This window comes from Novosphingobium sp. HR1a (genome assembly GCF_015594425.1).
In the GTDB taxonomy this organism is placed as follows: domain Bacteria; phylum Pseudomonadota; class Alphaproteobacteria; order Sphingomonadales; family Sphingomonadaceae; genus Novosphingobium; species Novosphingobium resinovorum_A.
This window is the reverse complement of sequence record NZ_JABXWS010000098.1, coordinates 1-26,370: the sequence shown is the minus strand read 5'-3', so window position 1 is coordinate 26,370 and position 26,370 is coordinate 1. Positions and strand designations below refer to the sequence as shown.

General features: G+C 66.5%; 21 protein-coding genes and 1 riboswitch. Of the genes, 6 read left to right on the top strand and 15 right to left on the bottom strand.

All coding sequences use genetic code 11. The annotated features are described in order from the left end of the window. Window positions 1–32: 32 nt before the first annotated feature. From HWN72_RS26075 to HWN72_RS26040, 8 genes are all read right to left on the bottom strand, one after another. Window positions 33–1,022, bottom strand: coding sequence for a phosphatase PAP2 family protein (locus tag HWN72_RS26075; protein WP_211151745.1), 990 nt, complete (start codon window positions 1,020–1,022; stop codon window positions 33–35). Window positions 1,023–1,105: 83 nt separating this feature from the next. After that, window positions 1,106–1,519: a thioesterase family protein gene (locus HWN72_RS26070; RefSeq protein ID WP_211151744.1), complete on the bottom strand. Its 414-nt coding sequence runs from the start codon at window positions 1,517–1,519 to the stop codon at window positions 1,106–1,108. Between the two features lie 12 nt (window positions 1,520–1,531). Beyond that, complete coding sequence (locus HWN72_RS26065; RefSeq protein ID WP_008831914.1) at window positions 1,532–1,993, bottom strand: MarR family winged helix-turn-helix transcriptional regulator; 462 nt, start codon at window positions 1,991–1,993, stop codon at window positions 1,532–1,534. A gap of 205 nt (window positions 1,994–2,198) precedes the next feature. Beyond that, the gene (locus HWN72_RS26060) at window positions 2,199–4,502 is read right to left on the bottom strand and encodes a bifunctional salicylyl-CoA 5-hydroxylase/oxidoreductase (protein WP_211151743.1); all 2,304 of its coding nucleotides are present in this window, start codon (window positions 4,500–4,502) and stop codon (window positions 2,199–2,201) included. Window positions 4,503–4,584: 82 nt separating this feature from the next. After that, entirely contained in the window at window positions 4,585–4,827 is a 243-nt protein-coding gene (locus HWN72_RS26055; RefSeq protein ID WP_211151742.1) for a hypothetical protein, read from the bottom strand. Further along, on the bottom strand, window positions 4,824–6,353 hold the full coding sequence (locus HWN72_RS26050; RefSeq protein WP_211151741.1) for a PepSY domain-containing protein: 1,530 nt from the start codon (window positions 6,351–6,353) through the stop codon (window positions 4,824–4,826). Before HWN72_RS26050 ends, HWN72_RS26055 begins: the two co-directional genes overlap by 4 nt. After that, entirely contained in the window at window positions 6,350–6,643 is a 294-nt protein-coding gene (locus HWN72_RS26045) for a hypothetical protein (protein WP_008831918.1), read from the bottom strand. The genes HWN72_RS26050 and HWN72_RS26045 overlap by 4 nt, the downstream gene beginning before the upstream one ends. A gap of 2 nt (window positions 6,644–6,645) precedes the next feature. Continuing rightward, window positions 6,646–8,796: a TonB-dependent siderophore receptor gene (locus HWN72_RS26040; RefSeq protein ID WP_211151740.1), complete on the bottom strand. Its 2,151-nt coding sequence runs from the start codon at window positions 8,794–8,796 to the stop codon at window positions 6,646–6,648. A gap of 186 nt (window positions 8,797–8,982) precedes the next feature. Continuing rightward, a riboswitch (cobalamin riboswitch) is annotated at window positions 8,983–9,227 on the bottom strand. Window positions 9,228–9,371: 144 nt separating this feature from the next. On the opposite strand from HWN72_RS26040, the gene HWN72_RS26035 reads away from it, so the two are divergent. Further along, complete coding sequence (locus HWN72_RS26035; RefSeq protein WP_036526596.1) at window positions 9,372–9,671, top strand: hypothetical protein; 300 nt, start codon at window positions 9,372–9,374, stop codon at window positions 9,669–9,671. Between the two features lie 111 nt (window positions 9,672–9,782). Continuing rightward, the gene (locus HWN72_RS26030; protein WP_008831921.1) at window positions 9,783–10,928 is read left to right on the top strand and encodes a sulfotransferase; all 1,146 of its coding nucleotides are present in this window, start codon (window positions 9,783–9,785) and stop codon (window positions 10,926–10,928) included. A gap of 109 nt (window positions 10,929–11,037) precedes the next feature. On the opposite strand, the gene HWN72_RS26025 is transcribed toward HWN72_RS26030, so the two are convergent. From HWN72_RS26025 to HWN72_RS26010, 4 genes are all read right to left on the bottom strand, one after another. Then, window positions 11,038–12,096, bottom strand: a complete 1,059-nt coding sequence (locus HWN72_RS26025) for an AraC family transcriptional regulator (RefSeq protein WP_211151739.1) — start codon at window positions 12,094–12,096, stop codon at window positions 11,038–11,040. A gap of 163 nt (window positions 12,097–12,259) precedes the next feature. After that, window positions 12,260–13,468: a 3-oxoadipyl-CoA thiolase gene (pcaF, locus tag HWN72_RS26020; RefSeq protein ID WP_211151738.1), complete on the bottom strand. Its 1,209-nt coding sequence runs from the start codon at window positions 13,466–13,468 to the stop codon at window positions 12,260–12,262. A gap of 70 nt (window positions 13,469–13,538) precedes the next feature. Beyond that, complete coding sequence (locus HWN72_RS26015; RefSeq protein WP_008831924.1) at window positions 13,539–14,195, bottom strand: 3-oxoacid CoA-transferase subunit B; 657 nt, start codon at window positions 14,193–14,195, stop codon at window positions 13,539–13,541. A 14-nt stretch (window positions 14,196–14,209) separates the two neighbouring features. Next, the gene (locus tag HWN72_RS26010; protein ID WP_211151737.1) at window positions 14,210–14,896 is read right to left on the bottom strand and encodes a 3-oxoacid CoA-transferase subunit A; all 687 of its coding nucleotides are present in this window, start codon (window positions 14,894–14,896) and stop codon (window positions 14,210–14,212) included. Window positions 14,897–15,009: 113 nt separating this feature from the next. On the opposite strand from HWN72_RS26010, the gene HWN72_RS26005 reads away from it, so the two are divergent. Then, window positions 15,010–15,789 (top strand): IclR family transcriptional regulator C-terminal domain-containing protein, encoded by a 780-nt coding sequence (locus HWN72_RS26005; protein ID WP_211151736.1) that lies wholly within the window; start codon window positions 15,010–15,012, stop codon window positions 15,787–15,789. Here the strand turns inward: HWN72_RS26005 and HWN72_RS26000 are convergent. From HWN72_RS26000 to HWN72_RS25990, 3 genes are all read right to left on the bottom strand, one after another. Beyond that, window positions 15,779–16,900, bottom strand: coding sequence for an acyltransferase family protein (locus tag HWN72_RS26000; RefSeq protein WP_289357065.1), 1,122 nt, complete (start codon window positions 16,898–16,900; stop codon window positions 15,779–15,781). The genes HWN72_RS26005 and HWN72_RS26000 overlap by 11 nt on opposite strands. Further along, window positions 16,897–19,254 (bottom strand): alpha-N-acetylglucosaminidase, encoded by a 2,358-nt coding sequence (locus HWN72_RS25995; protein WP_211151735.1) that lies wholly within the window; start codon window positions 19,252–19,254, stop codon window positions 16,897–16,899. Before HWN72_RS25995 ends, HWN72_RS26000 begins: the two co-directional genes overlap by 4 nt. Window positions 19,255–19,338: 84 nt before the next feature. Further along, entirely contained in the window at window positions 19,339–22,056 is a 2,718-nt protein-coding gene (locus HWN72_RS25990; protein ID WP_211151734.1) for a TonB-dependent receptor, read from the bottom strand. A 490-nt stretch (window positions 22,057–22,546) separates the two neighbouring features. Here HWN72_RS25990 and HWN72_RS25985 point away from each other — a divergent pair, with 490 nt between their 5' ends. From HWN72_RS25985 to HWN72_RS25975, 3 genes are all read left to right on the top strand, one after another. Beyond that, a complete protein-coding gene (locus HWN72_RS25985) occupies window positions 22,547–23,614 on the top strand; it encodes an SIS domain-containing protein (RefSeq protein WP_211151746.1) in 1,068 nt (355 codons plus the stop codon). After that, window positions 23,611–24,750: an N-acetylglucosamine-6-phosphate deacetylase gene (nagA, locus tag HWN72_RS25980; RefSeq protein WP_211151733.1), complete on the top strand. Its 1,140-nt coding sequence runs from the start codon at window positions 23,611–23,613 to the stop codon at window positions 24,748–24,750. Before HWN72_RS25985 ends, nagA begins: the two co-directional genes overlap by 4 nt. Before the next feature lie 36 nt (window positions 24,751–24,786). Further along, window positions 24,787–26,370: glucose PTS transporter subunit IIA (locus HWN72_RS25975; protein ID WP_211151732.1), on the top strand; the 1,584-nt coding region annotated here is incomplete at its 3' end.

Here is a 26,370-nt window from a genome sequence, read left to right as displayed (position 1 = left end):
GCTTGCTGACTGTCCGAATTTGTCCACGCAGCCTAGGCCGTCAGCCGCCGGTGGCAGGCCATGAGCGACAGGGCGATCCCCGCGACCCCCGCGCCGAACACCATGTCCACAAGGTAATGCGTACCCTCGACCGGCGTGGACAGCAGCATCCCGGCGTTGAGCGCGACGATCCACCAGCGCAGCGCTGGAATGCGCCAGCCCGCCGCGATGTAGAGCACCGCCGCCGCCGTATGGAAACTCGGCGCGGAGACGATCCCGCGCAAGTGACCCAGATCGACGACGTGAACCTGGTAGGCCCGCAGCGCCGGGATCAGGCCCTCCTGCCACTGCTCGCTTTCGGGCATGTAGGGGATCGCAGCATGCCACAGGTAGGAAAACGGGCCGATGGCGGGCATCAGGCTGAACAGCAGCAGGGTGATGATCGTGGCCAGCCAGAACCCGGCGATGAAGCGATAGGCCTCGTCATGCCGCTCGCCCCGCGCCGCGCACCACAGCAGCACTACGGGGGTGACGTAAATGCTGCGATAGACCACCGTGCCCACCGCCTGCAGCACCGGATGCGCGGCGACGAGGCGGTAGAGGCTCACCCAGTCGAACCCCATGGCCACGTCGATCGCCTGCAACCTCGAGTCGGCATAGCCGCTGGTCAGGGCCGCCACCGGGTAGCTGGCGGTCGCGCCCATCAGCGAGATCATCGTGAAGATCGCGGCGTACTCGCTGAAATGCGCGAGCGGCAGCGCATGGCGCCAACTGGTTCGGGGCAGGACGAAGCGCGCGAGCAGGGCGAGCAGCCCGGCGGCGTAGAATGGCCGATTGCCCGCCTGCCACGGATCGATGACGAGTTGCGCGCGGTGCATCAGCACGGTCAGGACGGCAAGGCTCAGCAGCATCGCGCCCCAGACCTGCGGCCGGATCGCCGGGCCGGAGCGGCGCAGTTCCACGAGCGCCGGAGTGATCGCGGCAACAGGCGTCGCGGTGCCAGTGGGAACGGTCGTGGCCCACCGGGGCGGCGTCGATTGCATTGGTCGTGGATCCTGGGCGATAAGTGCGAACGAGAAGCCTATCGCCGCTTAAGCCTCCATGAACCAGTGGAATTGTGCGTGGGTCAGGCCGGAACCAGCCCCGCCTCGATCCTTTCGCGCACGTGGGCGGGCCATTCGACCGGGCGGTGGTCGTTCAGGTCCATGCAAACCAGCACCACTTGCGCGCGCAGGCGATCGCGGCCCTCTCCGGTGAAGACCACCTCGATCCCGCAGCTGGTACGGCCGAGGCGCTTGGCGGTGACGGTCATCTCCAGCCGGTCGCCGAGGCGGCTGGGCGAGACGAATTCGACGTCCAGCTTCACCGTCGGCACGCCGATGTGGTGTTCCAGATGCATGGATGCGAAGTCCATGCCGAGGTCCTGCGCGAACCAGTCTTCCACCGCGCCGTTCAGCATCTCGAAGTAGCGGGGGTAGAAGACGATCCCCGCTGGGTCGACATGCGCGAAGCGCACTTGCGTGGAGGTGGTGAAAGGCATCGGCGAGAGGTCCTAGAGAATGGAAGTCTTGAGCTGGGTCAGCAGGGTCAGAAGCTGGCGCTGGCTGTCCTCGGGAAAGTCGGCGAGGGCTTCGCGCACCCAGCCGTGGTGGGCCTCTGCCAGTACGGCGAACTGGACGCGGCCGTTCGGCGTGAGCGAGACGATGGCGGAGCGGGCGTCTTCCGGGTCGGTGTACGAAGAGACGAGGCCCTGTTCCTGTAACTGGCGCACGATCGCGGTGACGTTGCCGTTCGACACCAGCAGCGCGCGCGACAGTTCGCCCATGCGCAGGCCGTCCGGCGCGCGGTCGAGCGTCGCGAGGATGTCGAAACGGGGCAGGGTGGTGGAGAACTGGTCCTCGAAATTGCGGCGCAGGCGCTTCTCGATGATCTTCGCGCAGTCGAGCAGGCGCACCCAGACGCGCAAGTCGAGCGTGCCGGACGGCGCGGTGCTGCCGGGAATCGTCTTTTCCATCGTCGCCAAGGCTCCTCGTTCTCCAGGAGGTTCCATAGCGGGGGATGCGATTATGTCGATTCCTGCAGGCATAAAGTTTCTTTCGGGCAAGCAACCCTGCGTTGAAGCAGACCCTTCGACAGGCTCAGGGTGAGCGGGGTTGGAATGAACCTCCCAATTCCGCTCAGGCTGAGCTTGTCGAAGCCCCGGCCGCGGGGCGCGAGGGTCAGGCTCGTGCGCCCTCCGCCTGTTTCGCGGCGCGCATCGCCATCTGCTGGCCCAGTTTGTAGGGCGCGGGGATCGGCTGTTCCTCATACCCGGCCGAGGCCGCCGCGCGCAGCGTCCACACCGGGTCGAACAGGTGCGTGCGGCCCAGTGCGACGAGGTCGGCGCGGCCTGCCGTCAGGATCGAGTTGACCTGATCGGCATCGGCGATGTTGCCCACCGCGATCGTCGGTACGCCTGCCTCGTTGCGGATCTGGTCGGCGAACGGGGTCTGGAACATGCGGCCGTAGACCGGGCGGCCTTCGGGCGCGGTCTCACCGGCGGAAACGTCGACGATGTCCACGCCCGCTTCGCGCAGCAGCCTGGCGATTTCGACCGCCTCGGCAGGGGTCACGCCCGCTTCGCCGACCCAGTCGTTGGCGGAAATGCGCACCGCCAGCGGCTTGTCCTGCGGCCATGCGGCGCGGACCGCCTCGACCACGCGCAGCGGGAAACGCATGCGGTTTTCAAGGGAGCCGCCGAAGGCGTCGTCACGCGCGTTCATCACCGGGGTGATGAAGGCCGAGAGCAGGTTGCCGTGGCCCGCCTGCACCTCGAGCATGTCGAAGCCGGCCTTGTCGGCCAGCATGGCGGTCGCGACGAATTGCTGGACGATCCGGTCCATGCCCTTCGCGTCCAATGCCTGCGGGACCGTGCCGCCCTTGCGCCACGCCTGCGCGCTGGCGGAGACGATCGGCCACGGCGCGTCCATCGGCACGTCGTAGCCCACACCTTCACCGGGCACCTGACACGCGGCGCGGGCGCCAGCATGGCCGATCTGAGCGCAAGTCTTCGCCGCCGAGTGCTGGTGCGCGAACTGGTTGAAGGCGGTCCAGCGCTCGGCCTGACCGTCATGCCACAGGCCGGGGCAGGCGGGGGTGGTGCGGCCCTCGGGCGCGACGGCGAGCATCTCCGTGACCACCAGACCGGCACCGCCCAGCGCGCGCGAACCGTAGTGGACCGAGTGGAAGTCGTTGGCGTAGCCGTCCGCATCGGCGGAATAAGTCAACATCGCCGGGATCACCACCCGGTTGGGCACGGTCATCCCGCGCAAGGTATAGGGCGTGAACATCGGCTGCAGCGGCACGTTGCGGCCTTCGTTGCCCGCCCAGAACCAGCGCTCCAGCCCTTCCAGCCAGGCGGCGTCGCGCAGGCGCAGGTTTTCGTGGCTGACGCGCTGCGAGCGGGTCATTAGCGAATAAGCGAACTGCGGCAGGTCGAAGCCGAGGTAGCGGTCCAGCGTCTCGAACCACTCGGTCGAATTGCGGGCCGAGTTCTGGATCTTGAGCACCTCGACATGGCGCTCCTCCTGATATTCGGCGAGCGCGGCCGCCAGTTCCTCGCGGCCCGTGATGCCGGGGCGGTCCAGCACTTGCGCCAACTTGATCGCGTCTTCCAGCGCCAGCTTGGTGCCCGAACCGATCGAGAAGTGCGCGGTGTGGGCGGCATCCCCAAGCAGCACGACGTTGTCGAAAGACCACTGCTTGCAGATCACGCGGCGGAAGTTGATCCACGCCGCCGAGCCGCGCAAGTGCGTGGCGTTGGAGATCAGCGGGTGGCCGTCCAGATGGCGCGCGAAGATTGTCTCGCACAGCGCGATCGAATCGGCCTGCTCCATCGCGTCGAGGCCAAGGCCGGTCCACGTCTCGGGCGAGCATTCGACGATGAAGGTCGAATGCGTCTCGTCGAAGCGGTAGGCGTGCGCCCAGATCCAGCCTGCGTGAGTCTTCTCGAAGATGAAGGCGAAGGCATCGAACAGCTTGGTGGTGCCCAGCCATGAGAACTTGTTGGTCTTGGTCTGGATATCGACGCCGAACTTCTCTTCGTTGGCGGTGCGGACCATCGAATTGATGCCGTCCGCCGCCACGATCAGGTCGAAGTCCGCGAACTGCGACAGGTCCGCGTCGAACTGCGTCTCGAAGTGCATCACGACGCCCAGCTCGCCCGCGCGGGCCTGCAGGATCTGCAGCAGGTGCTTGCGGCCGATGCCGATGAAGCCGTGGCCCGAGGAACTGACGGTGTTCTCGCCCACGGTGACGTCCACGTCGTCCCAGTGCGCGAAGCTGTCGACGATGGTGGCGGCGCTGACCGGGTCGTTCGCCTGCAGGTTCACCAATGTCTGGTCGGAGAACACCACGCCCCAGCCGAAGGTGTCGCCCTTGCGGTTGCGTTCGAAGACGTGGACCTCATGCGCAGGGTCGCGCAGCTTCATCGAGATCGCGAAGTAGATACCGGCAGGTCCGCCGCCGAGGCACGCAATACGCATGGATGTCTCTCCTGAATTGCTTCATGCCTAAACTAATATGGTTGCACGTGCAAGTTGTTTGAGCAGGGAGATCCGGCGAGCGCTACCTGCCGTTTCGCCTGCCGAATATCTCGGGCAGCGCGGCCAGCGGCAGCACGCAGAACAGCCATAGCATCGCGCCGATGAGGGCGGTCTCGGCGCCCGCCATCGATGCGACGCAAGCCAGCGCGAGCAATATGGCGCCGCCTGTCCGCCATGCGTCGGCGCGGTCCTGCGTCTTCGCCCGCCGGATCGCGTGAAATCCCGCCGCAGCCAGCAGCAGCGACAGGTACGTTGCCGCGATCATGGGTTCACCTTCGCGTTCATGCGGCGCGTCACCCTCGCGGCCGCGATCCACAGGACGATGCCGATTGCGGTAGCGGTGAGGTCCGCTCCGGCCCGTATCCAGTCGCCCCTCGGCAGCGTCGTCGTGAGCGGGAGGTTCGCCAGCGCGCTCGTTACCGGGAGCGACAGGCACAGCAGCGCGGCGAGCTGCAGTTGTTCGCCCCATGCCCGGCCCCAGGGGCGCAGACCGGCGTGGATCAGGGATGCCAGCCAGGCCAGGAAGTAAACCGAGGCCGCCATGACGCGCCTGTCATCCATGCCCGGGGCCAGCAGCCGTTCGCCGTGGAGATAGGCCGCGCAGGCGATCACGTTACCGGCTACGGCGGCGACGGTGATCCGGCTCGCCATGGCCTGAAACGGCGACATCGTCTTGCGGGCGCGCTTTTCGGTGAACAGGATCAGTCCTGCCGCGACCATCGCGGCGCTGGCAAGGCCGGTGAGGAAATAGAGCCACCGCGCGACCGGGCCGCCCCACTCGATGAAGTGCAGCCCGGCAAGGAACGCCTGCGTCTCCCTTGCGGGTGAGCGCTTCACCAGCACGCGCAGCAGCTTGCCGTCGGAGCCTGCGAAGTCCACGCGGTCGGGGAAGTTGGCGATGCGGTCGTCGCGCTGGCGCCAGATCTCGACCACGGCATTGGCGCGGTCGGGCTGGCTGACATAGATGTTCACGGCAGGTCCGCCGCCCCAGGCCCGTTCGGCGCGCGGCAATAGCGCCGCGAGGTCCACGGTGCGGCGGGGCGCGCCCGGCGGCCAGTCGCCATCGATGCCGCCGTCGATGTAGAGCGATTGCGCGGCGGCGGTCTGGTAGCCTTTCACATCGCCGCCGTTCAGCATGGCGACTCCGGCGGGAATGTAGGCGTAATAGATCAGGACGAGGCCGGTATAGGCCATCATGACGTGGAACGGCAGCGGCAGCACGGAGAGCACGTTGTGCGCGTCCATCCACGCCCGCTGGCGCGAGGCCCCGGGGCGGAAGATGAAGAAATCCCGGAATATCCGCTTGTGGATGATCACGCCGCTGATCGAGGCGGCGAGCATGGCGAGGCCCGCCGCACCGACGATCAGGAAGCCCAGCTGGCTGGACTTGCGATCGATCCCCAGCGTGTAGTGATAGCGCATGAAGAAGAACCCCGCGTCCATGTCGCGCGGGATGCGGGTGCCGGTCTGCGGGTCGAGCCGGTGCGTGGTGGCCTTGCCCGCGCGGTCGGTCCAGACGAGGCGCAGCACCGGCTCGCGCGGGGTGGGGATGACGATGCGCCACTGCCGTGCATCGGGCGCGACGCGGGTGAGGTACGCGCGGCCCATTCGCACCGCATGGGTGCGGTCGATGGTGACGGGAGAGCGCAGTTCGGGCGTCGTCCAGAGATTGATCTCGGTGTAGAACAACGCCAGCGATCCCGTCAGCAGGACGCCGAACAGCACCCAGCCCAGCAGCAGCCCGCACCAGGTATGAAGCCAGCCCATCGACTGGCGCAGGGTGTCCTTCACCGCCCCAGCCCCAGCAGCAGGCCCATGGGCAGCGCCGTGCCCACGAGCAGTTCGCACCAGATGCGCGTGACGCTGCGGACCGCGAAGGCCCGCAGGATCACCGCGACGAACACCATGAAGGCAAGGCAGGTGGCGAGGATGTTCGCGTCCACGCCGTCCATCGGCAGCACGCGTACGGCTGCGCCGATCCACGCGTAGCACAGCGCGTAGGCGCCGACGGTGGCCGCCAGCACGCGCGCGGCGATCGCGCGCCAGTTCGGCTCTCGCCCTGGCTTCGGCCTCCCCGCCACGGTCAGAACCGCTGCTCGAAGGTGACCGCGACGCTGCGCGGCTCACCTAGGACCCACTGCGAGGTGGAGTAGCTGTTCTGGACGTAGATCCTGTCGAAGACGTTGCGCAAGTTGAGCGTCACGCTCGTCTTCTCTGCAAGGTCGTAGCGGGCCGAGGCATCGACCAGCGTATAGGCCGGGATGCGCCGGGTATTGGCGGCGTCGGAGTACCGCTTGCCGACATACCGCAGGCCCGCGTCCAGATGCAGCGGCTGCACCGGCCGCCATGACAGCCACAGGTTGGCCGCCTTTTCCGCGACGCCGATGGGCATGTTGCCGTCCCGGCTGACCAGCGCGGTGTCGACCAGTTCGTCGAAGTCGTCGTACCGCGCGTTCAGGATCGTGCCGTTGGCGAGCACGCTGAATTCCTTCGTCACCGCCAGTCCGAACGAGGCCTCGACGCCGTAGGAAGATTGCTGTCCGACCTGCACCGACACCGTGGGATCGTTGGCGGATCGGGTCAGGATCTTCTTCTTGACGATGCGATAGCCCGACAGCGTGAACTCGCCGCGTCCGTCCAGGAAAGTCGCTTTGACCCCGGCCTCCCACTGGCGCCCGGTGGAAACGTCGAAGGTGGTCTGCGCCAGCGTCGCCGTGAGGAACGCCGTCACCGGGTCCGCCGCCGCCGAATACTGCGCATAGAGCGAGATCGTGTCGCTGGGGTTGTAGACCAGCCCCGTGCGCCAGCTGGTGCTCGGATAGCGGGCGGTGTAGTCCGCCGCCGGATCGAGGGCATCGTGCCGCTCGGTCTTCGGACGGTCATAGCGCAGCCCCGTCACCAGTGAGAGCCGGTCGGACAGCGAGAGCCGGCTTTCGCCGAACAGCGCCCATTGCTGCACATCGGTCTTGTACTTGTAGCGGGTGCCGAATGTGCCGTCGAGGAACGTGCCCGGCGTATAGTCGCAAGGATCGACGAGGTCGAAGCGGCTGTTGGGCGAACTGTCGGTGCGCAGCAGCGAGCCGGTGTTGTACTCGCCGCCCAGGCTCAGGCGGTGGTCCATGCCAAGCAGTGTATGATCGAACACCGCGTTGAAGCGGTCGCCCCACTGTTTCGTCTTGTAGACAATCTCCAGATAGCTCGAGCGGCGGATCTGGTCGCCGGACCAGGCATAGCCCTCGGCATTGCGCCAGTGCTTGAAGCCGGTGAGATAGTAGGCGACGTTGGTGATCGTCACCCCCTCGGCCGGTGTCCATTCGGCCTTGGCCTGGGTCCAGGCATCGTCGAAACGCAGCGAGCGGTCGGCGATGTTGTAGTTCTTCTTGCGGATGTCCCGCACCAGCTTGCCGTCTCGCAGCGGAGTGCCGTACCAGATCGTCGGGTCGAGGTCGGCGCGGTCGTGCGTCAGCGTCAGCACGAGGTCGTCGCGCGCCTGCCAGCGCAGCGCCGCCGAAAGCGCAAGACTGCGCGATTGCCCGCGCTCCATCCACCCGTCCGAACGGTTGTAGCTGAGATCGACGCGGTACGAGAGCCTGTCTCCGATCGGCCCGCCGATCCCGCCCGCCGCCGCATAAGTATCGAACGAACCGCCGCTGAGACGGACCTCGCCTTCGAACTGCTCGGTATTGGGCTTCTTGCGCACGACGTTGATCGCGCCGCCGATGCCGCCCTCTCCATAGAGGACCGAGGCCGCACCGCGCAGGACCTCGATCCGCTCGGCCATCCACGGGTCGGCGGGGAAGGTCTGCGTGGTCGTCGTGTAGACGCGCATCCCGTCGTAGAGCTGCATCACCGAGGTGTAGCCGGTGAACCCGCGCGAACTCAGCGAGTAACCGAAGGCCGAGCTGTTGTTGATGAGCCCCGGCGCGCGCGCGGCTGCGGCAACCACGGTGCGGTCGCCCAGGCTGCGGATCATCTCCCTGGTGATGACGTCGACGCTGGCCGGCGTCTGCATCGGCGTGAGGCCGAGGCGGCTGGAGGCGTCGGCCTGCTGGCCGAGTTGCAGGACACCCGCCTTGCGCGCGGTGACGACGATGTTGCCCGCATCCGTGTTATTGGCATTCTCCGGCGCCGTCTCGGCGGCTTCCTGCGCCTCAGCCGAAGTCGCGGACATGCCAAGCATGCAGAATGACGCGCCCGAAGCGATCAGGCCGGAAAGAAGCGATCTCGTATTCATGTTGTAACCCCCGTTGCGTTTCCCAGTCGAACGGACAGGTTCCCGCGCAAGGGACGTCCCCCGCGCGGGCGCAGCGGCGGGAAGCGGGCGCGAACGAGCGACCGGCGAAACCCGCCGTTGCGGCCTGGCCGCAAGTTCGTCGCTCAGACGGAGTACACCGTGCCGCGGCCATCCCCTGGACCAAGGCAAGAGCGACCGGACGCTGGCAGGTCTCCTGGCTAACGGGTCGTCGCGCGATGCACGGCCTTCCCAGGCCTCGCAGGAGTTAGCGTCCGGCCCAGTGGCTGCGGCAGGGCACATTGGCCTGCCGCGATATGCATCGCGCTCACCGCTTACAGTTGCAGGGACAGCCTCGGCTTCGAGGGGTAGCCCCTCTCACCGCGTTCCCTTTTAAGCCCCTTTCGGAAGGCACCAACGCGATCGTGTCCCCCTTTTCGGAGGGACGGGCGGGGGATTATTCGCTGCGCGCACGATTTGCAAGCCGTTCGCGTGGGGCCTTCCGAAAGCCCGTCCTGCGAGTTTTCGGTTGCAACCTTGCTTTTCATTTTGGGCAACCCGTGCAATTTGCGGTGCCGATGACTGATCCACGACTCACCCTGATGGAAGCCATAGCCACGCGAAAGTTCGTGACGGCGCGCTACAACGGCAACACGATCACGCTTGCCCCGCACATGCTGTTCGAAAGGCACGGCGATCTTGTCGTCAGTGCCATGAACCCCGCGAAGGCACGCCGCAGCGACGAGGAGCCGGGTCTCGGCCAGTTCAAGCTGGCGGGCCTCTCGTCGATGGAACTGCTGAACGAGCACTTCGAGCCTCTGCCCTCGTACGACGGTACGCCCCCGCGCAGCGATGATTCCCTGATCCTTTCGGTCTGATCGCCCGATATCGCCAAGGTGATCGGCGGGTAGCTTCTAAAGTGTGCCCCATGTCTTCATGATCCCTTCCGAACGCCGCGCGATGACGCGGCACGGGATGAGGGAGAAGACATGCAGGCGCAGGACATCGTCGCAGCGGCAAGCGAACGGACCGGATTGAGCGACTTCGGCGATCCCGCGATCCTCGAAGGGCTTGGCGTGCTGCTGAAGTCCTACGAGGACGAAGCCAGATTTACTGAAGCCGGGATGGCGCGATCGGTCGATGCACTAGTCGCCGCGATGGCGAACCGGATGCGGGTGGAAGACTGGCTGGCGCGCCACCCCGAACTTCTGGAGCGCCCGGTCGAGAAGCCGCTGTTCGTCTTCGGCCTTCCGCGCACCGGCACCACGCTGGCGATCAACCTGCTGGAAGCCGACCCGGCGCGCCGCGCGTTCCTGCGCTGGGAAGCGTTCGATTCGGTGCCGCCGCCGCTGGTGCAGGAACTTCACGCCGGTCCCCGTCACGATGCCTGCCAGACGCGAACGCTGCAGGGGCTGAAGTACGCGCCGCAGATCGCCGCGATCCATTACGAGGAGGCCGACAGCCCGACCGAGTGCCAGTTCGCCATGGCGCCGTCGTTCTGCGCGCAGCTCTACGATTCCCAGGCGGACATTCCGGGCTACCACCGCTGGTTCCTGGACGAGGCCGACTACGCGCCCGCCTTCCGCTACGAAAAGCGGCTGCTGCAGCTGCTTCAGGCCAATGCCCCGGGGCGCTGGACGCTCAAGAACCCCTGGCACCCGTTGTTCCTCGATGCCCTGACGGCCGAGTTTCCTGACGCGCAACTGGTCATGACGCACCGCGATCCGGTCGAAGTGCTGGGCTCGGCCTGCAGCCTCGTCAAGGAAGTGCGGCGGATGTACAGCGATCAGGTCGATCTTCGGGCCATCGGAGAGAATCTGTTGGAGACGTTCGACCTGATGATCGCGCGGTCGAACGCCTTTCGTGCGAAGCACGGGCACGATGCGATCTTCGACGTGCAGTATCGCGATCTGGTGCGCGACCCGCTCGCCACGGCGCAGGGCATCTACGAAAGGTTCGACGAGCCTTTCACGCCGCAAGCCCGCGCAGCCATGGAAGCCTACCTGGCTGCAAACCCCAAGGGCAAGCACGGCAAGCACGAATATGACCTGGCCGAATTCGGCCTCAGCCGCGAAGGCGTCCGCGAGCACTTTCGCGACTATATCGAGCAGTACGAGATCGCGGTGCGGGCGTGATCGATACGGGTGAAGGCATCGTCACCTGACCCTGCTTCGTCATCCCCGCGAAGGCGGGGACCCATCTGACGATCGTGCAACAGGCGCCGTCAGGAGATGGGTTCCCACTTCACGGTAATGACGGTGATATGTTGGAGACGGATGCGCGTAGGCCGCGCAACTGCGTGGGCGACTGGCCGAACCAGCGCCTGCAGCTGCGGGAGAATACTGCCTGTTCCGCGAACCCCAGCTTCTCGGAAATGCCGCGGAAATCGATACCGGTCTGCTGCAGGTAGTACAGCGCCAGATCGCGGCGGACATCGTCCTTGACCGCCTGGAAGCTGGTGCCCTCCTGCTTCAGTCGCCGACGCAGGGTCCGGTGATGAATGGCGAGGGTGCGGGCGATTTCGGCACTGCCGCAGTCGTCCCGGGTCAGCTTGCGCAGGATCAGTCCGCGCACTTCGGCGTCCACGGGTGGACGCTGCTTCGGGAAAGTCCTCTCGATGTAGGCGACCAGATCGCTGCGGACCTGCGCGTTCTGGGTGAGCACCGGGGTGGCAAGATCCCGGTCGGAGAACGTGATCCCGTCTGCGGGCTCGCCGAAGTGCACGTCGCAGCCGAAGTAGCGGCGATATTCAGCCGGTCGCGACACGGGTTCATGCCGAAAATGGATAATGCGCGCGCGGGCATAGTCGCCGGTCATCTCCATCGCCTCGAGATGGCCGACCAGCAGAATCTGTTCGATGGCCTGAATACGGTCGCGGCTGGTTTCGAGAAGCAGTTCGTGCCCGGCAAAGATGGTGCCCTCTTCAGGCTCGGGTCGCAGCCACACACGCGCGGCGCGGCTGTGAGCGTTCGTATGAGCACTGGCGAAGCGCAGGGCGTCCCCGAATGTCTTCGAATTGCGCATGGTATTGCCCAGCGGCCCGAAAATCGCGCCGCCGCGTTGCCGCAACGCCAGCCGCATTCCGAAATCGGGGCAGTTCAGGCGATCTGCGGCAAGCGCCAGTAACCGGATCGCCTGCGGATAAGTCAGTTCCGCAGCGTCGTCGCGAAAGTCCTTTGCCGCCATTCCGACCAGTGGCAGCAGTTCGCCGACATCGCCGCCGAGGGATTGCACCAGTTCCGGGAAATGGCGCAGCAGCGGAATGTTGAGCTTCGAAAACTCGGCATCGGCGATCAGCGGCATCGGCAGGTCCTTCGCACCGCCGGCAGCGTGCGGTGATCGGAGGCGTTCGGCTAAGCGATCCGCCTCTGCGGCTATGGCTGCATCGCCTGTCCACATCGGTCAAGGGACAGGCAGGCCGCCCGGGCGATCATCGAGGATACGCGGGCGGCCCGGCCGAGCGGCGTCAGACCCTCTCGACCGCCAGCGCCAGTCCCATGCCGACACCGATGCACAGCGTTGCGAGGCCGCGCCTGCCGCCGGTCTTCTCCAGCTGGTGCACGAGGCTCATGGCGATGCGCGCGCCCGACATGCCCAGCGGATGACCCAGTGCGATGGCGCCGCCGTTGGGGTTCACGTGCGGCGCATCGTCTGGCAGGCCAAGCCCGCGCATGACGGCAAGGCCCTGGCTGGCGAAGGCCTCGTTCAACTCGATCGCGTCGAAGTCGCCGATGGTCAGGCCAAGCCGCTCCATCAGCTTAAGCGTCGCGGGCAGGGGGCCGATCCCCATGACGCGCGGCTCGACGCCGACGGACGCCATGCCGAGGATACGCGCGCGCGGCGTCAGCCCATGTGCCCTGGCCGCCGCCTCGCTGGCGACGAACATCGCCGCCGCGCCGTCGTTGATGCCGGACGCATTGCCTGCCGTGACGGTGCCTTCGGGACCGAACAAGGGCTTCAGCTTGGCCAGCGTCTCGATCGTGGTGTCGGCGCGGGGATGTTCGTCGATCGACACCTCCAGCGTCTCGTCGCGCCTCTTCCCCGGCACGGTGACGGGGACGATTTCTTCCGCGAAGAAGCCGCTCGCCTGCGCCGCGGCGGCGCGCTGCTGGCTGCGCAGGGCGAAGGCGTCCTGGTCGGCGCGGCTGATGCCGAAGTCCTCGGCAACGTTTTCGCCGGTGCGCGGCATCGTCTCGGTGCCGTAGAGCGCGTCGAGCGCCGGGTTGACGAAGCGCCAGCCCATCGTCGTGTCTTCCAGCTTCTGCGCGCGGCCGAAGGCGCTGTCGGACTTGCCCATGACGAAGGGCGCGCGCGTCATGCTCTCGACGCCGCCCGCGATGGCGAGCGCCATCTCGTCGTTGCGAATGGCCCGCGCCGCAGTGCCGACCGCTTCGAGGCCCGAAGCGCACAGGCGGTTGAGGGTGACGCCGGGGACGGTGTGCGGCAGGCCCGCCAGCAGCAGGCTCATGCGCGCGACGTTACGGTTGTCTTCACCGGACTGGTTGGCGCAGCCGTAGAAGACCTCCTCGATGGCGGCCGGGTCGAGCGAGGGGTTGCGCGCGATCAGCGCGCGCATCGGCACGGCGCCGAGGTCGTCGGCGCGCACTTTCGAGAGGCCGCCGCCGTAGCGACCGATGAGCGTGCGTACGGCGTCGCAGATGAAGGCTTCGGTCATGTCGGGATCGTCCTTTGCCCCCCTTGGGGGTATGTTAGGTGCCGTTATGGTATCGTTGGGTGCCGCCTGCTCAGACGGGCTCGGCATCTTTGGCGAAGGCCAGATCGAGGCCGGTGATCCGGCGCAGTTCCTCGATTTCGAGGCCCTCGACCATCTCCACCACGCTCGCGCCGGAAGGGCCGAGGTCGAACACCGCAAGGTCGGTGTAGACCCGCGACACGCAGCCGAGGCCGGTCAGCGGATAGGTGCAGTTCTCGACCAGCTTGCTCTCGCCCTGCTTGGTCAGAAGTTCCATCATCACAAAGGTTTGCTTGGCGCCGATGGCAAGGTCCATCGCCCCGCCGACCGCCGGGATCGCATCGGGCTCGCCGGTGTGCCAGTTGGCGAGGTCGCCGTGCACGGAAACCTGGAAAGCGCCGAGCACGCAGATGTCCAGATGCCCGCCGCGCATCATCGCGAAGCTGTCCGCATGGTGGAAGTAGCAGCCGCCGGTAAGCAGAGTAACTGCCTGTTTTCCGGCATTAATCAGCTCCCAGTCTTCCTCTCCCGGAGCGGGCGCAGGCCCCATTCCGAGCAGGCCGTTCTCGCTCTGCAGGAAGATTTCGCGCTCCGCAGGGAGGTAGTTGGCGACCTTGGTGGGCAGGCCGATGCCGAGGTTGACGTAGGCACCTTCGGGAATGTCGCGGGCGACGCGGGCGGCCATCTGGTCACGGTTGAGGCGGTTCATATTATCCTCTCCTTTCAAGCCGCTACGGCGATTACGGCGGGCGCGATGGTGACGACGCGCTGCACGAAGATGCCCGGCGTCACCACCACTTCGGGGTCGATGTCACCCAGCGGCACGATCTGCGAAACCTGCGCGATGGTGGTCTTCGCCGCCATCGCCATGATCGGCCCGAAATTGCGCGCGGTCTTGCGGAACAGGAGGTTGCCCCAGCGGTCGCCCTTGTGCGCCTTGATCAGCGCGAAGTCGGCCTGGATCGGGTATTCGAGCACGTAGTGCCTGCCGTCGATCTCGCGCACTTCCTTGCCTTCGGCCAGCAGCGTGCCGTAGCCGGTCGGCGTGAAGATCGCGCCGAGGCCGGAGCCCGCAGCCTGGATGCGCGCGGCCAGATTGCCTTGCGGAACCAGTTCCAGTTCGATCGTTCCGGCGCGGTAGGCGGCGTCGAAATGGTGCGAATCCGACTGGCGCGGGAACGAGCAGACGATCTTGCGCACCCGCCCCTCGCGGATCAGCGCGGCGACGCCGTGCTCGCCGTTGCCCGCGTTGTTGTTGATGATGGTGAGGTCGCCCACGCCGCGCGCGATCAGCGCGTCGATCAGTTCGTCGGGCATGCCCGCGGTGCCGAAACCGCCGATCATCACCGATGCGCCGTCATGAATATCCGCAACGGCCGCAACTGCGCCGTCGATGGCCTTGTCGATCATCCGACTCTCCAAAGGCTTTATGTTGAACGTTGATCCTGCGTGTCTGCCTGCGGGTGGATTGCGTCAACCGGTAAACGTGATATTGTCCGGTAATCGGTTATTCAGGTGAACACATGCAGGATTTCGGGCAGTTGGACGCGAAAGGCGATCCCGAGTTCATGACCTCGCTGGCGCGCGGACTGGCGGTTCTGCGGTGTTTTGCGGACAGCGAACGGCCGATGACGATCGCGCAGGCGGCGCGCTTGACGGGGCTGAGTCGTCCGGCGGTGAAGCGCTGCCTGCATACGCTCGTCAGGCTCGGCTACGCGGTGCAGGACGGGACGCTCTACGCGCTGCGGCCCAAGGTGCTGGCGCTCGGTTTCGCGTACCTTTCGTCAAGCAGTCTGGCGATGCGGGCGCAGCCCCTGCTCGACCAGTTGCGCGACGACCTTCACGAATCCTGCTCGCTCGGTGTGATCGAGGAGGACGAGGTCTACTACGTCGCGCGCGCGGAAGTGTCGCGGATCATGTCGATCGCGCTGCGGGTGGGCAGCCGCCTGCCGCTTTACTGCACCTCGATGGGGCGGGTGATGCTGGCAGGTCTCGACCGGGCCGCACAGCAGGCGTACCTGCGGCGTACCGAACTGACGGCGCGCACCGACCGCACGGTAACGGAACCCCTGGCATTGCTGGAAATCCTCGATCACGTCGCGCAGGAGGGCTACGCGATCATGGATCAGGAACTGGAGCGCGGGCTGCGATCGGTGGCGGTGCCGGTGATCGTCGACGGCCGCGTGATCGCCGCCGTCAACATCGGCACGCAGGCGGACCGGGTGTCGATGGCGGACCTGCACTCGCGCTACCTGCCCGCGCTCAGGCGGGTAGCGCGCGATCTGGCGGCGCTCAGGCCCTGAGGATCAGCCCCTTGCGGTCGAGCGCCCAGCCAACGGCCCAGCAGACCATGGTGTAGGCCAGAGCGCATAGCAGCGAACCGATTGCTCCGGGGACGATGGACTGGAAGAGGGCAATGCCGATCCAGTCGTAGAGCCCGCCGTAGCCGGGAATTCGCACGAGGTTCAGGGTGATCACGAAGAGTTCGGAAAACAGGTAGATCGCCAGCGGATTGCGGCCGAGGATCGTGAAGAAGTGCCTGCCGCGCTGTACGCCCCTGACCTCGAACAGCCAGCTTGCGAGCGCCAGCAGGATCAGCGCCAGCCCCACGGTCAGCAGCACGAACGGGCCGGTCCACAGCTTCTTCGCGATCGGGAACCACGGGCTCCAGGCGAGAGCAGCCACGATGAGCGCCAGTCCGGCTACCGCAAGTACCCGCAACGTCCTTTCGAGCGAACCGGCGCGCAGGATGGCGAGACCCGCGAGGTAACCGGCGATCACGTTGACGGTCGCGGGCAGGGTGCCCAGGAAGCCCTCCGGGTCGAAGCCGCCATCCTTCTTGTAGAGATGCTCCTTGGGCAGAAGGTACAGGTCCAGCAGGGTCCCGGCATTGCCGGTCTTGGAATAGGCCTCGCCGGGCAGGCTGAATGCCAGCAGGATCGCCCAGTAGCCCAGCAACAGGGCGACGCAGGCGAGCACCAGCTTTTTCCAGTCCAGCCAGCGGACCAGAAGTCCGGCGAGAACGTAGCACAGAGCCAGACGCTGCAGCACGCCGGGGACCCGGGTAAGCGCGAAGGGCGCTAGGCTCCAGCCGTCGGCGTCATGCCGGACGAAGGGATACCAGTACATCAGGAAGCCGAGCGCAAAGATGATCATCCCGCGCCTTGCGAGGTTCGCGAGGTACGGTCCGGTGGCGATCGGCTTGCGCATGGCGAAGCTCATCGCGTTGCCCATCGCGAAGAGGAAACTCGGGAACACGAGATCGGCCAGCGTGAAGCCGATCCACTTGGCATGGACCAGTTGGGCGAACGCGGGCGCGCCCGGACCCGCCGTGTTGACGAGGATCATCAGGAAGATGGTGACGCCCCGGAACACGTCGAGCGAGGCGAAGCGCTGCGGCTTGGCGGCGGTCACGGCTGGGTCTCGTTCAGGATTTCGCGGACAAGCCTGATCGGGTCCTTCGGGCTTTTACGCTTCCACAGGCGTCCGTCGGCGACCCATTGCTGCTCCCATGCGCGAATTGCGCCGAGGGTGGCGGGCTCGTCGAGTGGTTTGCCGCCGGCGGCCGCAGCGCGCTGGGCGGTGAGGAAGCTCTCCCAGCGCGGCAGGTAGTAGCCCGAATAGAGGCCCTGCCATGCGCGCGAGGCGTAGTCGGACAAGTGGCCTTCGCCGCCCCAGACGGTGACTATGGCCTTGGCCTCCTCCTCGAAGCGGGCCTTCTCGGCCGGGGTATCGCCATAAGCGCGCGCATCGGCGATCCATGAGCCGAGTGTTTCCTGCTGGTTGCCCGCGAGGAGGTCGATCCGCCGTGCCAGCGTGCCCATTCGGACGCGTGTCCGGTCGCCTTCGGCCAGCTTGCCGTCCCGATACGCCGCCAGCGTCGCTTTGAGCAGATGGTCGAGTTCGAGGCTGGCGTAATGCCGGGTCAGATCGACGATGTCGTATGTGAGCAGCTTTGACGGCTTGCCGGGCGCGGCGGCCAGCAGTGCGGTGATCCCCTCGCGCAGCTTGGCGGGGTCGCCGGGCGCTTCGGGATAGTCCGCGCCTTCCGCCATGGGGCGCTTGAAGAACAGGTAGGCGCCCGCGTGCTGCTGCCACCAGCGCGGCTCCCAGTACCGGGTGCGATAGGCGCCCGCAGCCGCCTGTTCCCAGGCCTTCGCCAGCGCCGGGGAAACCTCGCCATAGCGGGCCTTCAGGTGCTCGCCTAGCCAGTCGGCAAGCGGGCGGTCGGGCTCGCCCCAGGCGAGGTCGTAGGCGTAGTCGTAGACCACCGAGTTGCTGTGCAGCCCTTCGGGGAACAGGCCGAAGCCGGTCAGGCGGCCCTTGCGCGGATCGGCGTGAAGCGCGGCCATGTCGCGGCGGTAGAATTCGAGGTCGCCGTAGACGGGGTTGCTGCCGCCGTAATTGTGGACGTAGCCATAAGTCCACGCCTTGCCGTCGAAGGCGTCGGTCTTCTGCCAGATGCCGGGGTAGCGGTCGTTGCCGATGTCGAGGATCAGCATGCGGTCGTCGGGTACGCGGCTGAGGAAGGCGGCGATCGCCTCGGGCGTCCAGAACGCCTTGTCGGCGCCGAACAGCCAGCCCTGCATCACCCATGTGGCCTTGGGCGCGGCGGCGGTGATCGAGCCGTAAAGCCGCTCGCCATACGCAGCAAGGCGCGCATCGCGCACTGCGGGCGGCAATGCCGCCGCGCGGGTGGCGGCGGTGTTGGCGATGGAGTCCCCGTACTCGGCGGCAGCGGCGTCGCTGCCGTCCTCGGCGATCGGGGGGATCATCTCGTTGAAGGCATCGGCAAGGTAGTATTCACCCTCGCCATACGTGCGGTTGTAAAGCGTCACGAACCGCGCGGCCAACTGCGTGAACAGCGGGTCCGACGGGTCGAGCCAATAGGTCGGCGGGAAGCCCTCCCACGCGCGCATCTTGTAGATGCGGGCCTTGGGATGCGCCTTGGCGAATGCCTCGGGCACGTATCCGGCGAAAGCGGGCAGTACCGGCTTCATGCCGAGCGCACGCATGCGCGCGAGGATGCGCAGCTGGAGCTGGTGCTTCTTCTCGATCCAGCCTGACGACAGCGGCGCGCGGTAGCCTGCAAGGTTGCCCATGCGCTGCCACGGCAGGAACGGCGCGGCGGAGAGGCCCTCGGCGATCGCGCTCTCGCTCAATCCGCTTTCGCGCCAGAGTTCGCGCCAGACGTATTCCTGGCCTTCCATCGCCAGCGGCGTATCGACGCCGTGCGCGGCCATCCAGTCGATTTCCTGCTCCCAGCGATCCCAGCCCCACCAGGGGGTGGTGTAGCCGTACGTGCAGGTGTTCAGGTAGGCGCGCAGCGCGAAGGGTGAGGCGACTTCGCCGGTGTCCATGTCCGGCAGGGCGTCCAGCGCGCCGAGGCGGCGGCCTTCCCAGCTGACGTGCAGGCGTCCCAGCTTTTCCAGCGTGGCGGCGACACCGCGCACCAGCGCGACGGGGGAGGTGCCTTCGGCCTCGATATGTCCGCCGCGGATGCGCACGCGGTAGTGCGCCGCCCCGGCATCCGGCTTCAGGCTGAGGGAGAGCCTGTCGGCCGGAATGCCGAAGCGGGCCAGCGCGGCGGCGGCGGAATCGACGCCGGGCTGTTCACCGGCCGGAGGAGAGGGGGCCGGGGAAACGGTGAAAGCATTGTCTTTCGCAGCGACCGCGAAAGGCTGCGCGGCGGTGGCGAGCAGCAGGGCGGTGCCCGCCCATCGCAGGCTCCCCTTCTTGAACGGACGCGGGATGCGGATCGCGGTCATCGGGGGTAGTCCTTGCAACAGTCTTGAACAGGTTGGTGCGTGCCCGGCACAGGCCCGGGCACGCACCTTGTCGTCATGGCGATGTCAGAGTTTCAGCGTCGCCGAAAGGTAGAAGCTGCGGCCGTAGAAGCTGCTCTCCTGCCAGATCGAGGAGTCGGTGTAGTACGCTTCCTCGCGGCTGTTGTTGAGGTTGATGACACCGGCTGAGAAGCTTAGCCATTCGTTGGGCGAATAGCCGCCGCTGATGTCGACCTGCGTACGCGCCTTCACGACGTGGCCGGCATAGGCGAAGAAGCTGTCGGCGCTGTTTTGCTCGTAGCCGCTGCGGTGGTTGATCGCCGCGCGGATGTTGAAGTGCTCGTTCTCCCAGTAGGGCACGAGGTTCCAGGTCACCTTCGACAGGTTGCGGATGGTGTAGCCGGTGCCGATCGCGACCTTCTGCGGGTAGACGCGCGTGAAGTTCGCCATGATGCCGAAGCCGTCCACCGGCAGGAAGCGGTCGAACGACTGCGTCCAGCTGACCTCGAAGCCCTTCACGCGGATCGTGCTGGGATCGTTGAGCGTCTGGGTGATGTCGTAGATGTTGCCCGAGGTATCGACGCACTCACCGCCCGCGTTGCTCGACAGCGCCGTGCCGTCGAACGAGGTCGGGCAGACCAGCGACGAATACGTACCGTTCTTGATCCACTTGTAGAAGCCGTTGATCGAGAGCGCGTTGCCGTGGTCGTAGTACCACTCGACGCCCAGATCGAGCTGCTTGGCGGTCAGCGGCTTGAGGCCGGCCTGGCCGAGATCGACGGTGACCGTATTGGTGCCGACCGGATCGGTGTTCGCCGAAGTCGAGGTCGTCTGCGCCATCGAGGTGCGCGAGTCCATGAACGGACGCACCAGGACCTTGGCGGCGGCGAAGCGGACCTGCAGGTCGTTGGCCGGCTCGGCCACAAGGCTCAGGCTGGGCAGGAAGTTGCCGTACTTCTGGGTGAGCGTGTACTCGCCGATCTTCTGCTGGACTTCCTCGTAGCCGTCGGTGCGTGGCTCGGTAACGTTGCCGAGCACCTTCTGCTTGGTGTGCTCGTAACGCAGGCCGACGTTGCCGCGCAGCGGCATGCCCGCGATGGTCGTGTCGATGTCCGCCATCGCGTAGACCGAGGGCATGTAGCGATCGACGTTGTAGCTCGCTTCCGGCGCGAAGATGTCGGGGACGACGATCCCGGCGGCGGCGAGCGCCTTTTCGTAGGCGTTGAGATCCGGCCCGATCCACGAGGTCGGGATGCCCGAGGCGCCGTTGAGGAAGCCGGAGACCGGGTAGTAGGTCGTCGTCATGTCCGGGAAGACGCTGCTGGTCGCGCTCGGTGCATTGGCGAGCGCAACCATGTCGTGGCGCGAGACGTAGCGGCTGAAGGTTTCGTGGCGATACTTCACGCCCGCGCTCAGCTTCGAGATCGGCCCGAAGGTGACCTCGCGGCTGAGGTCGAACTGCGCCGACTTCTCCGACGAGTTCATGCGGCGGGTAGCACCGTTGGGGTACTCGTTACGCAGAAGCGTGCTGCGCTGGTACAGGCCCGGATCGGTAAGGTCCGTGCCGACGGTGAAGTTGACGTTGCTCGGATTGGTGAAGTCGATCGATGCGCTCGGGATACTGATGCCGACGATCGCTGCGCGCTCGTCCTGATAGGTCGTGCCCTTGGTGTAGTTCAGCGTGGTGCTGGCAGCCCAGCCGGTGCCGTCGTTCCACTTGGCGCCAAGGGTGTAGCCCTGGCTGGTGAGGTCGCGGTCCTCGTGCTGGCGGTTGTTTTCCATGGTGAAGTTCGTGGCGGTCACGTTGGTGGCGACGCCGTTGTTCACTTCGTTCACGGTGATGCGCGAGGTGTCGAACAGGAAGACCTGCTGGTTGAGGTCGTAATCGGTCTTGTCGCGGGCGTAGATCGCCGTCGCGTTCATCTCGAAGCGGTCGGACGGCTTCCACTGCAGGCCGCCGCTGGCCATCAGCCGCTCGGTGTCGCGGTCGATGCGGCGGTAGCGCGGACGGCGCGGGAGCTGCACGGTCGCGCCATCGACGGTGGTGGTGGCCCAGCGGTCCATCCACATGTAGTCGGCGCGGTCGCGCAGCTTCTGGTAGCCCAGGTTGGCGTAGACGCCGATGGTGCCGTCGGCGAACTGGTCGACGTAGCTGCCGCTGATCTTGGGCGTGATCTTGCCGCCCGCATATTCGGAGTTCTGGCCCTTCACCGACAGGATGATCTGGCGGTCCTTGTAGTCCAGCGGCTTGGGCGTGGAGATGTTGACGGTGCCCGAAAGGCCCCCGGTGTCCATCGCCGCCGTAGGCGACTTGATGACCTCGATCGCATTGGCGAGTTCGGTCTGGATGATATCGTAGCGGAAACCGTCGGTGAAGTCGGCGCTCTTGAAGGTCTGGCCGTTGATCGTGGTCATTGCATACTGCGGGCCAAGGCCGCGGATGCTGATCGTCGCGCCGCGTCCGTTGATGTTGGCCATCTGGACGCCGGAGATGCGCTGAATTGCCTCGGTGATGTTTTCGGCGGGGAACTTGCCGATGTCCTCGGCGGAGATGCCATCGGTCACGCGCACGTCGTTGCGCTTGGCGTCGAGGGCGTTGGCAAGGCTGCTGCGGAAGCCGGTGACGACGATGTCGGCGGCATCGCCCTCTGTGGGCGCGGCGGCTTCCTGGGCCATGGCCGGGCCGGTCGGCACCAGCAGTGCCGGTGCGCAGCTGGAAAGGAGCAGGGCGGCCTTGGCGAGGCGCCGTGCAATCGGATCGATAACGCGTTCTGAACTTGTCATGACTACCCCCTGAGACGTGTTTCTGGGAACGGAAAAGCCCGGTAGACCCTCCGCACCTCCTGCGAACGTTTTTTGATTTGTTACCCAATGATGTCACAAAGACGTTGAAGCAAGTCAAGTCCATTTGAAGACGAAAGTGAATATTTTGGTATTGCTTCCGTTTGCAATCATTGGCAGCCTCGGAATCGATCGCTCAGTTCGGCGATGTTCTCGCAATCCGTCTCTGCAAGTCACCGAAGTGGTGGAAATTCTGCTGTTTTCATGAAGTTTGAGGCAGGATGAAACCGTCTGTCGCCCTGGATGTCGCCCATGGTAAGTCATGCGGTTTGTCGATATTTAAATACCTTTAAAATACCATTGTGTTATGAATTTTGCGCCATATGATGCCAATGTCGTTGCGGCATTCGTTCGCGACATTTCCCGATTCGCATCGGCGCGCGCCAACTAGGAAACATCTAACGTGACAGCAGACGCCAGCCCTGGTTCCGAAATGGAATCGCCCGAAAGCCAGGGCGGCGAGCCCCGCGTCACGCTCATGCATGCCGAAGCTGCCGAGGCAGCGGCTGCGGTATCGCGCTTTTTGTCGCACAATCGCGCGGCGCTCGCGCTGCTGGGCGAGAGGCTGCGTGCCGATCCGCCCGCGCTGCTGGTGACCTGCGCACGCGGTTCCTCCGACCATGCCGCGACTTACGCCAAGTATCTTGTGGAGACGCTGCTCGGCGTGCCCACCACATCTGCGGCGTTTTCCACGGTATCGCTTTACGACGCGCAGGTCGCCTCTTCGGCGGGGCGGGCGCTCTGCCTTGCGATCTCGCAGTCGGGCCGCAGCCCCGACATGCTGGCGACCGTCGAGCGTCAGCAGGCGGCAGGCGCGCTCGTGGTGGCGCTGGTCAACGACGAGGAGTCGCCGCTGGCGGCGATGGCGGACGTCGTCCTGCCGCTTTGCGCCGGACCCGAGCGTTCGGTCGCGGCGACCAAGTCCTACATCACTTCCCTCGCGGGTATCGCCGCGATCGTGGCGGCCTGGAGCGGCGACGCGGGATTCGAGGCGGATCTTGCCGCACTTCCCGCCGCACTGGACGACGCTTTCGCACTGGACTGGTCCGCTTTGGGCGAAGGCCTGCGCGATGCCGCGAATCTCTTCGTGATCGGGCGCGGCTATGGCCTTGCCGTCGCGCAGGAGGCGGCGCTCAAGTTCAAGGAAACGTCCGGCCTCCACGCCGAGGCGTTCAGCTCGGCCGAAGTGCGGCACGGGCCTATGGCGGTCGTGCGCGAGGGTTTCCCGGTGATCGCCTTCGCCGGTCCCGACAGCGCCGGAGACGACGTTCGCACGCTCTGCGGTGAATTCGCGGCGCGCGGTGCCCGCGTCTGGCTGGCCTCCGAACGGGATGGGGGGCAGGAAGGCGTTCATCACCTCCCGGCCCTGCCGCTGCGCGCGGAGCTTGCGCCGCTCGCGACGATCGCGTCTTTCTATCGCATGGCCAATGCCTTGTCCCTCGCGCGCGGGAACGATCCCGACCGCCCGCCCTATCTCGCCAAGGTGACGCGCACGCGATGACGATTCTCCATGTCTTCAATGGTCACATTCCGGTGCCCGACGCGGTACTTTCCGAAGCGCGCATCACTATCGAAGGCGATCGCATCGTCGCGATCGACGCCTTCGGTCAGGGGCAGGCCGACGAGAGCATCGATCTCGAACAGGGCTGGCTGCTGCCCGGCTTCATCGACGCCCAGGTCAACGGCGGCGGCGGGGTACTCTTCAACGACACCCCTACGCCCGAGGGCATCGCCGCGATCGGCGCGGCCCATGCGCGCTACGGCACGACCGCTTTCCTGCCCACGCTGATCAGCGCGGAGCCCTCCGTCATCGCGCGCGGCCTCGACGCGGTGGACGAGGCGATCGTGGCGGGCGTCCCCGGTGTCGTGGGCATTCACGTCGAAGGCCCGTTCATCAATCCGCGCCGCAAGGGCATCCATGCCGAAGAGCGACTGATCCCGCTGGGCAAGGAGACGATGGCATTGCTCACGGCCCCCCGCAAAGGCCGGGTGATGGTGACGCTCGCGCCAGAACTGGCCGATCCCACCGATCTGGCGAAGCTGGCGGCGGCGGGGGTTATCCTCAGCGCCGGGCATTCGGACGCGACCGCCGAACAGGCCGCGAGCGGCTTCGCGCACGGTATCACCGGCGTCACCCACCTGTTCAACGCGATGGCGCCGCTGCACCACCGCGCGCCGGGTCTGATCGGCGCGGCGTTCGATGACGATGCGGTCTGGTGCGGGGTGATCGCCGATGGCGTGCATGTCCTGCCTTCGGTCCTGCGCCTGACGCTCAAGGCGAAGTCGCCGGAACGCGTCATGCTGGTCACCGACGCCATGCCCGGTGTCGGCAACGAAGGCGCGCCGTTCCACCTCGACGGGCACGAGATTTTCGTGCGCGACGGCATCTGCACCGATGCGGCCGGGACGCTCGCCGGGTCGGGTCTCGACATGGCGGGCGCCGTCCGCAACATCGTCGCGATGACCGGAATCGCTGTGCCGGTCGCGGCGCGTATGGCTGCTGCCACGCCTGCCGCATTTCTTGGGCTAGGCGGTGACTACGGCTCGCTGGAGCCGGGCTACCGTGCCGACTTCGCGCTGCTCGACAGTGCGCTCAGGCCGATGCAGACCTGGATAGGCGGCCGCCGCTTCGCCTGATTTCCTTTTCGATCGTCTAATTTACCGGGAACCGAGATGCCGTCCATTTCCCTCAGTGCACCGCTTTCCGGTTGGCTCTGCCCGCTGGAAGAGGTTCCCGACCCGGTCTTCGCAGGAGGCATGCTGGGAGAGGGCGTGGCGATCGACCCGCTGGGCGAAGTGCTCCACGCACCGGCCGCCGGGGAAGTGATCGGCTTCCATGAGGCGGGACACGCTGTCACGCTACGCCTGCCCGAAGGCGTGGAACTGCTGCTGCATTTCGGGCTCGATACCGTGCGCCTCGGCGGTGCCGGTTTTACGCCGCTGGTCCGGATCGGCGAGCATGTCGACCAGGGACAGCCGCTATTGCGCGTGGCGCTCGACGAGGTCGTCGGCAAGGCGCGCAGTCTTGTCACGCCGCTGCTGGTCACCGAACCGGCCGGGTATGTGATCGAGTGGATTGCGCCGTTCGGTACGGTCGAGGCAGGCGATCCGATGGCCCTGCTCGTTCGTGACGGGGCCGTGACCGCGGATCGGTCCATCGGACCCGCCGCGGCCCTGGAAGAACAGCTTTGCCGCGAAGTGCGGGTGCCGCTCGCGCATGGCCTCCATGCGCGCCCTTGCGCGAGGTTGGCAGAGGTCGTGCGCGGATACGGCGCCGAGGTTCGCGTTGCTGCCGGAGGGCGCGAGGCCTCCCTCGCCAGCCCGACCGCGATGCTGCGCCTGGCAGTGCGCCATGGGGACACGGTGACCTTGCTGGCGACCGGCGAGGATGCGGCGGTTGTGCTCGGCGAACTTGCGCGGATGATCGAGAGCGGCATGGGCGAGGGCGCGCCGTTTCCCGTCGAAGGGCCGGTCAAAGCATCCGTCGGAGTACCGGTCGCGCCGGTTTCCGTCGCCGATATTCCTGTGCCCTTGCCGGGAGCGGCCCTGCGCGGCGTCGCGGCATCGCCGGGCATCGCGGTCGGCCCGGTCTGGCGGCCGGTCCAGGCCGAGCCGGCGATCGACGAAATCGGCGGCGGTCCCGAAATGGAGACCGCGCGGCTGCGCAATGCCCTTGTCGCGGTCCGGATCGCGCTTGGAAGGCCGGGCGGCGCGCAGGGCGAGGAAGAAGCGATACTCGGCGCCCATCTGGCGCTGCTCGACGATCCGGAACTGACCGGAGCGGCACAGGCGTTGATCGCAGGCGGCGTGAGCGCGGGCATGGCCTGGCGGCGCGTGCTCCATGCCGAGGCGGGGGCACTGCGCGCCACCGGGGATACCCGTTTCGCCGAACGCGCGGCGGATTTCATCGACCTCGACTTGCGGGTGCAGTGGCAACTCCTGGGCACCGAGCCTCCCGCGATGGTGGCACCTGCCGGTGCCATTCTGGTCGCGGACGATCTGTTGCCCTCGCAAGTGGCGGCGCTTGAGCCCGGCGGTGTCGTGGGGCTCGCGACCGCGCGCGGGGGACCGACTTCGCACGTCGCGATCATCGCCGCGAGCCGGGGGCTGCCCGCACTGGTGGCGCTCGGCGGCGGGGTGCTGGGCATTGCGGACGGAACCACCGTCGTGCTCGATGTGGAGGCCGGCACGCTCGAGATCGACCCTGTCGCAGAGCGGGTNACCGAGGCCCGCGCGGCGGCGGCCTCGCGCGAGGCT